At 75.6% G+C, this 521-nt stretch carries 1 protein-coding gene and 1 pseudogene; one reads left to right on the top strand and one right to left on the bottom strand.

The features are described from left to right. A partial coding sequence (truD, locus tag G7A99_RS24520) for a tRNA pseudouridine(13) synthase TruD (protein WP_163144683.1) occupies window positions 1–329 on the top strand: 329 nt, incomplete at its 5' end. Between the two features lie 21 nt (window positions 330–350). Here the strand turns inward: truD and cysB are convergent. Continuing rightward, window positions 351–521, bottom strand: a pseudogene (gene cysB / locus G7A99_RS24515) (HTH-type transcriptional regulator CysB); the annotation flags it as partial.

Genomic DNA, 521 nt, shown 5'->3' with positions numbered 1-521 from the left:
GCGCGGCGGGGCTCGTGCACCGGCTGGCCCTGCAGACCATCCATCCCACCGGTCCGCTACCGGGTACCGGCGGGGCGACCGTGGAGGCCGAGGCGGCGGCACTGGAGACCGACGCGCTTGCTGGCATGGCGCCCCTGCTCGCACTCCTGGAGGCCCGGCGGATGCGCGCCGCGCGCCGGGCGTTGCGGCTGCGCGTGGCGGCGCTGTCGTGGCACTGGGAGGGGCCGGCGGAGCTGGTCGTCGCCTTCCGGCTGCCGCCGGGCAGCTACGCCACCACGGTGCTCGCCGAGTGCCTCCGGCTCACGGAGGCGGAGCCGGTCGCGGAGTAGCAGAGTGCCGGTGCCCGCCCTTCAGCGCTTGGCCAGATGCGGGGTGAGCTCGGCGTTCAGGGCGGCGCGGTCCTCCGGCGAGCGCGCGGCGACCGCGCGGTCGACCACCTCCCGGGTCAGATGGGGCGCGAAGGCCTCGATGAAGTCGTACATGTAGCCGCGCAGGTAGGTCCCCCGCCGGAAGCCGATGCT

Source organism: Arhodomonas sp. KWT (genome assembly GCF_010993615.1).
Note: the sequence above shows the minus strand (reverse complement) of the source record. Positions and strands in the feature narration are given on the sequence as shown.